Raw genomic sequence first — 8,157 nt, forward strand, 5'->3', positions numbered from 1 at the left:
CGCCCCTTTTTATCAGGCAATCTGCGCTCGAAATTGCCGAAGCGGTCGCCGCCGATGCTCTTGCCGCGCGCGTATCGCCACAGATCGCCGCCCTGCCAGCCAAGATCGCCCGCCTGCTTTTTCGTGATAAAATTTTGCGGCAAAGCGCCCGTACGGCGGATATGAGCGCTCACGCACTCCCTGCTTATGCAGGGCTCGTCCGCGAGCTGATTTTTAGAATTTGCAGCGGGATTTTGAGATTGCGAAGCTTCATAATCTGCGCTACGCCGCCTGTGGACGTCCGCCTCGTCTTTAGGATTTGCGGCGGCGGGCTCGTTTGCTTGCGGATGAGATTTTAAATCTCCTAGGTCTGCTCCGCCGTCTGCGCTTCTTGCACCGCTCTCATCTTTTGCGCCGGCGCTGCTTACGGGATTTTCGGAGCTTGAAATTTTGCGATCGGTGCCGCTTTTTAAATTTTGCGCGCCGCTTTTACGCGACGCAGCATCCAGGGTTTTTGAGGTAAAAATCCGCTCATCTTTAGCCGCGAGGCCGCGCGAATTGGAGATGAAATTTAGTGCCAAAAGAAGTACTGCAAAAATTGCGAGTGGAATCAGCTTTTTTGCCACCGCTAGCCTCTTTTGCGCGTGGCAAAGCGAAAATAGAGCACGATCGCCGCTACTATCGCGCCTAGAGCCAGCGGAGCGATCCACGGCGCGTCCTTGACATGCGCATAGAGCCCGCGCACGAAATCGCCCGCGTAGTAGCTCAGTAGCCCCACCACAAGCGCCCAAATGAGCGAGCTTACGGCATTGATGACGCTAAATTTTAAAAATGAATATTTTGTGATGCCGATCGCAATCGGCACAAGGGTTTTGAGGCCGTAGATAAATTTTTTGATTAAAATTATGCGGTCGCCGTATTTGCGAAACAAAATTTGCGCCAGAGCGAGGTTGCGGCGCTGTTTACGCAGATAGGGCATGATCTCTTTTTTATTGTAACGGCTTACTAAAAACAGCCCCGAATCGCCTATAAAGTTCGATATGCAGGCGATTACGATGCATAAGACGATATTGAGCTCGCCGGCCGAGCTTAGCACACCCGCTGCCGCAAGCGCCAAAAATCCTCCGCCCAGCGAATACAAAAACAGTATCAAATACCCCCACGTATGGAGGTTTGCAAACATCGATTCCATCGAATCCTTTCATTAGATCGTATAAAATTCTATAAATTTTGACTAAAGCAGCTTTAAAATTCGGTGCGAAAATTTCACTATAACGTCCCACGACGCCACTTGATTTTGCTGCGACATTAAATTTAAAATTCCGAGCAGCTGCCGCGAAATACAAAATTCCGCCGCAAAATATTAAGCGAAATTCTAAAATAAAATTTCTAGCATCAAGTAAAATCTCCGCAAAATTTAGCGTTAAAATTTTGCAATTCTAAATTTAATGACAAAATTTCGACTTCTTTAGAATTCAAAGTAACTCGCGAATTACGCAGGATTTACGCGATATCCTCAAATGCCTCCCACCCCGCGAATCGCAATAAAATTACGCACCTAAGTCTATTATTCTGCAGAAATTACGCGAGTAAAATTCCAAGCTGCTAATAAAACGCCCATAAAGCAAAATTTTTCGCTAAGCTATGCGCCTTAGCATCTTTAGCTAAATTTTACTCATCTGCGCCGATTACTCGCATCAAAAGTGCATAGCCCTCAGTATTTGGATCAAAAGCGCGGTCATTTTTGGTCTCCAGCACCGAGCCGCCTAGGCTCACGCCCGCAAACAGCCCGCCTTTATTCGTAAAGACGTACATATCTTGATTTAGCACGTCTAAAGAGCCAGAATCGGCGCTGTAGTTACCCGCAACCGCCGTAGCGTCGCCCGAAAGCGTGATTTGGGAATTTCGCATTTTTTGGATTACATCGTCATGCATTACGAAAATGACTAGATAATTATCCTCGTAGCCGATCTGAAGTCCTACGCTGGCGCTGCTGATCTCAGCGCCGCTAACGCTATGCGCGCCGTCGTTATTATAGATAATGATCCCCTCGCCATACATTCCGCCTATGATGAAGCCCAGCTTCTTGACGCTCGGAAAGATCACGATCGCACGGGCTTGCTGCGCTAGGTATTTGTATTGCGCATTCGTGCGCATCACCGACGAATAGGCACTCGCGCTATCAATGATGAGCTCATCCTCGGCAAATGCCGCGCTAAAAAGCAAAAATAAAGCGATTATAAATTTTTTCATTTCATACTCCTTATTTGGCTATCTCGACCGCGCGAAGCTCGCGTATGACGTTAACCTTGATCTCGCCTGGGAATTGAACCTTGTCTTGGATATCAGAGGCGATCTCTTTAGCGACCAAAACCGCCTCGTCGTCGTTCATAAGCTTAGCGTTTGCGATGACGCGGATTTCGCGACCTGCGTTGATCGCGTAGGCTTGCTTGACGCCGGTTTTACTCATCGCGATCGCCTCTATATCGCTAACGCGTTTTAGATAGCTCTCTAGCACCTCGCGTCTAGCACCCGGGCGCGCAGCACTTAGCGCGTCTGCGGCACAGACTGCAGCGCTTTCTACGCTGGTAGCCTCCTCGTGGCCGTGGTGGGCGTAGATAGCGTTTATCACCACCGGATGCTCTTTGTAGCGGCGGCAAACCTCGGCGCCAAGATCTACGTGTGAGCCCTCGTACTCGTGAGTTAGCGCCTTGCCGATGTCGTGAAGTAAGCCTGCCCGCTTGGCCAGCTTTTGATCTCCGCCCGTTTCTGCAGCGATGATGCCCGCAAGATGTGCGACCTCAAGGCTGTGCGCAAGGGCGTTCTGCCCGTAGCTGGCGCGGAATTTGAGCTTGCCGATAAGTTTTAAAATTTCGGGGTGAATTTTGCTAAGACCTAGATCCATTACGATATTTTCGCCCTCTTCGGCGATGCTAGCTTCAAATTCATCGCTTACTTTTTTGTAGATATCTTCGATGCGCGCAGGTTGAATTCTGCCGTCCTCAATAAGCGTTTCGATAACGCGAACGGCGATGGCGCGACGGTATAGATTGTGCGAGCTTACGATGATCGCATTGGGGGTATCGTCGATGATAACATCCACGCCCAAAGTCATCTCAAGCGCCTTTATGTTGCGACCTTCCTTACCGATGATGCGGCCTTTAAGCTCGTCATTTTTGATATTTACGACGTTGATAAGTCGCTCGGCGGCAAACTCGCCCGCGAAGCGCGACGTAGCCTGCGCCAAAATATAATTCGCCTTTTTTCGCGCCTCTTTTTTGGCTTCCTCTTCATATTTTCGCACGATGTGAGCGATGTCAGTGCGGCTTTGCTCCTCAACCTTTTTAAGCACCTGCGCGCGCGCCTCGTCCTGCGTAAAGCCCGCCACGCGCTCCAAAACTTTAAGCGCTTCGGCAAGCTTCTCTTCATAGCTTTTCTTTAAATTTGAGCCCTCTTCGTAGAGGAATTTCGCCTCTTTTTTGGCGCTTTCGAGCTCTTTTTTGCTGTCTTTTAAAATCTCTTGCTCGGTTAGAAGCGCGTACTCCTTTTTGCCGAGCTCGTCAAATTTAACGTTAAATTCCTTCTGCAGTTTGCTTGCCTTATCTTCGTATTTTTTCTTCGCTTCAAACTCCGCTTCCTGCACCGAAATTTTAGAATTTCGCAAGATGCCCTCGGCTTCAAATTCTATAGCTTTGGCTTTAGCTTTGGCTTGTTCTACGAAGAAATCGTAATTGGCGTTATTGATCTTTCTAGCTACTAAATATCCTATTCCAGCGCCCACCGCAAGAGCGCACAAGGCGATTAAAATCTCTATCATACTTTCCTCTTTTTAGGTAATTTTGGCTCGGAGTTATGTAAAAATCGCCCTTTACGTCGTGATCAAGCGATAAAATTTCGCTGCAAAAGCAGTCTTTTATACTCACGAACGCGATTGCGGGCTTAAGCTTCAGACCTGAAAAAAACATATCGTAAAATCCTTTCCCATGTCCTATTCTAGCCATTGCACCATCCACTCCGATAGCTGGAACCACGGCTAGATCGACCTTTTTAAAATACCCGTTTTGCGGAAGTGTCTGTCGCAATCCAAAGCGCGAAATTTTAAAAGGCTGGCGCAATCTTACCATTTTTAAACTAATATCCACCATAAACGGAACGTAAAATTCGCAGCTTTTTGATAGCTTTTTTCTTAAAATCAAAACGTTCGGCTCGTAGCTCATCGGCAAAAATATTAAAATTTTACGCGCTTTTAAAAATTTTATCAGCCGCTCAAGCCGCCATAAAAGTGCGTAATGCTCGCATCTAGCCGCGCGCGCGGCGTGAGATTTTAAGCGCGATTTGCAAATTGCTCTAAATTCATTCTTTTGCATAGCTTAAGCCTTTTATAAAATTTTAACGCTTATTTTAGCTAGTTTTTGTATAATCTTGCGATTAAATTTTAAGGTTTATTATGAAATTTCGTTTTTTTCTAGCACTTTTTACGGCTGTTTTGTTTCTTGCGGGTTGCGGAGATGATGAGGATAAAAAATCAAGCGATACCCCGACCGAGGCCAACGCCACGCAGCCGCAGCCCGAAACCGAAGCCGTGATCCAGGTCGATTACACCGCACCATTTTCTCTTCAACTGAATAACGGCAAAATTTTAAATATGCAAAAAACAAAGCAGGGTTTTCGAATCGATAATAACTCCACCGTGACGCTATTTACGTTTTTTACGCCATGGTGCGACGCCTGTGCCGTGCAGGTAAGCGCACTAAATGCCGCCAAACAAGCCTACTCTGGCAAGCTTGATATCATCGGCGTGATGATCGGTGATGCAAATTTAGACGATGCAAAAAATTACGCAAGCGCGCACGAAGTAAATTACGCGATCGCTTACGGCGAAGGAACGGACTTTTTTACAAAGGCGCTAGGCGGCATAAACGAAGTGCCGTATATGGCGATATATGACGAAAAGGGCGAGTTTAGCGCGCAATATTTCGGGCTGATGCCGGAAGAAATTTTAATGACCGAATTGGAGAAAATTTTCTGATGTTCGAATTTTTTAAAAAAGGGCTTAGCAAGACCATAGGCGCGATGCTGGACGCAAAGGGCGAGGATAAAATTTCAAAAGAAATTTTAGAAGAGATGCTGCTTGAAGCCGACATAGGCTACGAGCTCGTGGAGGAAATTTTAGAAAAACTGCCTGCAAAAAAGCTGGTCGCCAAAGATGATCTCAAGGACGTTTTGAAGAACTATTTCGATTACGAGATTGCGCGAGCTGCGGATGAAAAACCCTTCGTCGAGCTGATTTTAGGCGTAAACGGCGCAGGCAAGACTACTAGCATCGCAAAGCTTGCAAATTTATATAAAAATAGCGGCCAAAGCGTGATCTTAGGCGCATGCGACACCTTTCGCGCGGGCGCGGTCGAGCAGCTGCGCAAATGGGCGCAGATTCTAAATTTACCGATCGTAGCGACCGCGCAGGGGCACGATCCCGCGGCCGTGGCGTTTGACACCGTAAGCTCGGCAAGTGCCAAAAATATCGATCGCGTCCTGATCGATACCGCAGGGCGCCTGCAAAATCAGAAAAATTTAGCCGCGGAGCTAGAGAAGATCGTGCGAATATGTGACCGCGCAAAAAGCGGCGCACCGCACCGCAAGATCATCGTGCTTGACGCCACTCAGGGCAATCACAGCGTCGCGCAAGCCAGGGCGTTCAACGAGATCGTAAGGCTCGACGGCATCATCATCACGAAGCTCGACGGCACGCCCAAAGGCGGCGCACTTTTCGCCATAGCGCGCGAGCTGCGGCTACCGATACTTTTCGTCGGCGTGGGTGAGCGGATGGAGGATTTAGCGGAATTTAACTCGGATGAGTTCGTAGAAACGCTTGTGGACGGAATTTACGCCTAAGCCTCGCGCCTGCTTAAATTTACATATTCTCGCCGAACAAGCTTAAATTTTACGCGCTGAAATGCTCGGCAAATTTTGCCGCTCGATTATCTTAGAATAAATTTTTACTTATAATTTTACGATTTTCGTTTAGAATTTTGCAAAATTCTCGCTCACTGCATAAAAACGCGTCCGTCCGCGTCCATTCGCACCAAAATACGTAAAATCCCTCCGCCATCAGTAAAACAGCGCGCTTATAAGAATTCCTCAATGATTTTGAGCTGTTTAAATTTTACGGTTATCCTCTGTCCGCTCGCAAAGATAAAATCATACTCGCAAACGCTTTCCCGCTTTAGCGAAAATTGATGAACTATCAGATCGTTGTTTTTAAAGCTCTTATCGTCCGTTTTAAAGCGGACGGCTAGGACGTTTTTGAAAATAAATTTAAAATTTCTATCTCGGTGGGGAGATAAAAATTTCATCGTTAATTTATCTTCGTTTTTTAAAATAGCGAATTTAAATTCAGTCAAAACGGCGTCGTGAAGGGTTTCTTTCGTATTAAATAGATACCTTTTTGGATCCAATATAAACTGCCTGATGGGCTTTGCTATTTCGTTTTCATTCTTGCGAAGCGACTTAAAATAATCGTCAAAATACCAAATACCGCCCTTTCTTTTTATTTTCGCCGTGATCATTCATCTGTCCATTTGCGTTTTTCTTAAATTTTACTCACGTGCACTGCATAAAAAACGCGCTCACCCGCGTCCGCTCGCACCAAAATACATATAAAATCCCGCCGCTGCCGAAATATACCTCACCACCTTGCTCGCGGCTCGGAAGCTCGCTGTCAAGCTGCATCAAAAACTCCATTTTCTCGCCGCATATCGGACACGTCGGCACCAAGACACCCTGTATCCATGATGGCTCGCCGCCGATGCGCGCGAGGTTTTGCCTGCTGTTTGACATCCCCCAGTCCTGAGCCGCCCAGCGCGCCGGCGTAGGCGCAAGTACTACTTCGCACTCCTTTATCGGTTCGTCAAATGCGTATTCGACCTGCGTCCTTTCGCCGATACGCCGCGGCATACCCTGCGCGTCGTGTTCGTAAAAGACTATCTCGCCTTCGTTTACCTCTCTAACGTGAGCGGCGAGGATTAGGCGCGGCAGCGATCGCACGGGCAAGTCACGAGGTAGCGGATCAAGCATGATGAGATGAAATAGCGGGTTTTGCGCATCGCCGTCCGCTTCATCCAAAACCCCGCCGAGCTTATATCCTGCCTCGCCGCCCTCAAACCGCCAGGTCGGATGGTACTTTGCCAGATGCGGCGCATAGGGCGCGCCGAAGTAGCCGCGCGGAAAGATTATGTGATACACGCGCTGCCCGCAGTATCTTTTGAGCCTGAATTTCTCGCCGCCAAAGCAAATTTCATCGTTCGGCGCTTTTTGTGATTTATCGGAGTCGGCTTCGTTTGCGTTAAATTTAGCGGTACATTCGGTCGTATCCGCTTTAAAATTTTCGCTCGTTTGGGTTTGTTTGGCGTTGCCGTGTTTGAGCGTATCTGTTTTTAAAATTTCATCCGCCACCGCTTGAGCCGCGCCGTCTGCGTCAAATTTAGATCGCTCAAAAGTAAATCCCACGGCCTCTAGCCAGTAGCCTATATATTCGAGCAAATCGCACGAGCGATCGAAAAAATCCTCCGCAAGCGCGAACTCGCAGGCAAATTTTACATTTTTCGGATCGCGGGTTTGTAGCAGGCAGCTAAAAATTTTTTGCTTATCGTCTCTGCTCGTCTGCGGACCTGCAAGCCTCTCGCGCCAGAACTTTGAGCTCTCGTAACTAAGCCCGCGCCACGGATACTCCGCGTAATACGCGCTCTCGTTCGGCTGCAATTTAAAAAGCTCGCCAAGATATGGATGCAAAAAAGGTGCGAACTCGAGACTTGCCGCTGCGATGACCTCTTCGGCGTTTTTCCAGCGTGCGCTTTTTTCATCTCTGCCGCGTTGCCATGCGCTTTTGCCCCTGCATTCGTCCGAGCGCGCATCCTCTCCCGTCTGTACTGCGCTTTTGCTCTGCTGCGTTGCACGCCCATCTGCCGCCTCTTCGCGCAAAATTTCAACTGCCGTAGCGATCAAAACTTTAAAATCCTCCTCGCCCACGTAGCCCATAGCGTCCTTTAGCAGCGTGCCGCCGTCCCTCCGCCCGCGCAGCAGACTGTCCGCTAGTGTAAAATACGCTGTCGCATCCCCTTGCAGCCGCCAAAACCGCTCGTATAAACCGGGCACTCTAAAGCCGTCGCGTTCGAAATCTCG

8 protein-coding genes and 1 pseudogene are annotated in these 8,157 nt (G+C 48.3%); 2 read left to right on the forward strand and 7 right to left on the reverse strand.

Features of this window, described 5'->3' with window-relative positions; all coding sequences use genetic code 11:
* The 5 genes from Q0369_RS10560 to Q0369_RS10580 form a co-directional block, all read right to left on the reverse strand.
* A partial coding sequence (locus tag Q0369_RS10560) for a ribonuclease domain-containing protein (RefSeq protein WP_298099653.1) occupies positions 1-605 on the reverse strand: 605 nt, incomplete at its 3' end.
* Between the two features lie 2 nt (positions 606-607).
* On the reverse strand, positions 608-1,171 hold the full coding sequence (locus Q0369_RS10565; RefSeq protein ID WP_297944239.1) for a DedA family protein: 564 nt from the start codon (positions 1,169-1,171) through the stop codon (positions 608-610).
* 479 nt (positions 1,172-1,650) lie between these two features.
* The gene (locus tag Q0369_RS10570) at positions 1,651-2,232 is read right to left on the reverse strand and encodes a lipid-binding SYLF domain-containing protein (protein ID WP_291938039.1); all 582 of its coding nucleotides are present in this window, start codon (positions 2,230-2,232) and stop codon (positions 1,651-1,653) included.
* Between the two features lie 10 nt (positions 2,233-2,242).
* Entirely contained in the window at positions 2,243-3,796 is a 1,554-nt protein-coding gene (gene rny, locus Q0369_RS10575) for a ribonuclease Y (protein ID WP_298099657.1), read from the reverse strand.
* On the reverse strand, positions 3,729-4,346 hold the full coding sequence (locus Q0369_RS10580; protein ID WP_298099662.1) for a 5-formyltetrahydrofolate cyclo-ligase: 618 nt from the start codon (positions 4,344-4,346) through the stop codon (positions 3,729-3,731). The genes rny and Q0369_RS10580 overlap by 68 nt, the downstream gene beginning before the upstream one ends.
* A gap of 80 nt (positions 4,347-4,426) precedes the next feature.
* Here Q0369_RS10580 and Q0369_RS10585 point away from each other — a divergent pair, with 80 nt between their 5' ends.
* Positions 4,427-5,008 (forward strand): TlpA disulfide reductase family protein, encoded by a 582-nt coding sequence (locus Q0369_RS10585; RefSeq protein ID WP_298099665.1) that lies wholly within the window; start codon positions 4,427-4,429, stop codon positions 5,006-5,008.
* On the forward strand, positions 5,008-5,871 hold the full coding sequence (gene ftsY / locus Q0369_RS10590) for a signal recognition particle-docking protein FtsY (protein ID WP_298099670.1): 864 nt from the start codon (positions 5,008-5,010) through the stop codon (positions 5,869-5,871). Before Q0369_RS10585 ends, ftsY begins: the two co-directional genes overlap by 1 nt.
* Before the next feature lie 233 nt (positions 5,872-6,104).
* On the opposite strand, the gene Q0369_RS10595 is transcribed toward ftsY, so the two are convergent.
* Both Q0369_RS10595 and Q0369_RS10600 read right to left on the reverse strand, forming a co-directional pair.
* Positions 6,105-6,545, reverse strand: coding sequence for a hypothetical protein (locus tag Q0369_RS10595; RefSeq protein ID WP_298099674.1), 441 nt, complete (start codon positions 6,543-6,545; stop codon positions 6,105-6,107).
* A gap of 34 nt (positions 6,546-6,579) precedes the next feature.
* Positions 6,580-8,157, reverse strand: a pseudogene (locus Q0369_RS10600) (hypothetical protein); the annotation flags it as partial.

The sequence above is a fragment of the uncultured Campylobacter sp. genome (assembly GCF_938030685.1).
In the GTDB taxonomy this organism is placed as follows: domain Bacteria; phylum Campylobacterota; class Campylobacteria; order Campylobacterales; family Campylobacteraceae; genus Campylobacter_B.

Bases quoted from the DNA above. Each gene is read 5' to 3' on its own strand.
- Q0369_RS10565 (WP_297944239.1), bottom strand. From the start codon at position 1,171: ATGGAATCGATGTTTGCAAACCTCCATACGTGGGGGTATTTGATACTG.
- Q0369_RS10570 (WP_291938039.1), bottom strand. From the start codon at position 2,232: ATGAAAAAATTTATAATCGCTTTATTTTTGCTTTTTAGCGCGGCATTT.
- rny (WP_298099657.1), bottom strand. From the start codon at position 3,796: ATGATAGAGATTTTAATCGCCTTGTGCGCTCTTGCGGTGGGCGCTGGA.
- Q0369_RS10580 (WP_298099662.1), bottom strand. From the start codon at position 4,346: ATGCAAAAGAATGAATTTAGAGCAATTTGCAAATCGCGCTTAAAATCT.
- Q0369_RS10585 (WP_298099665.1), top strand. From the start codon at position 4,427: ATGAAATTTCGTTTTTTTCTAGCACTTTTTACGGCTGTTTTGTTTCTT.
- ftsY (WP_298099670.1), top strand. From the start codon at position 5,008: ATGTTCGAATTTTTTAAAAAAGGGCTTAGCAAGACCATAGGCGCGATG.
- Q0369_RS10595 (WP_298099674.1), bottom strand. From the start codon at position 6,545: ATGATCACGGCGAAAATAAAAAGAAAGGGCGGTATTTGGTATTTTGAC.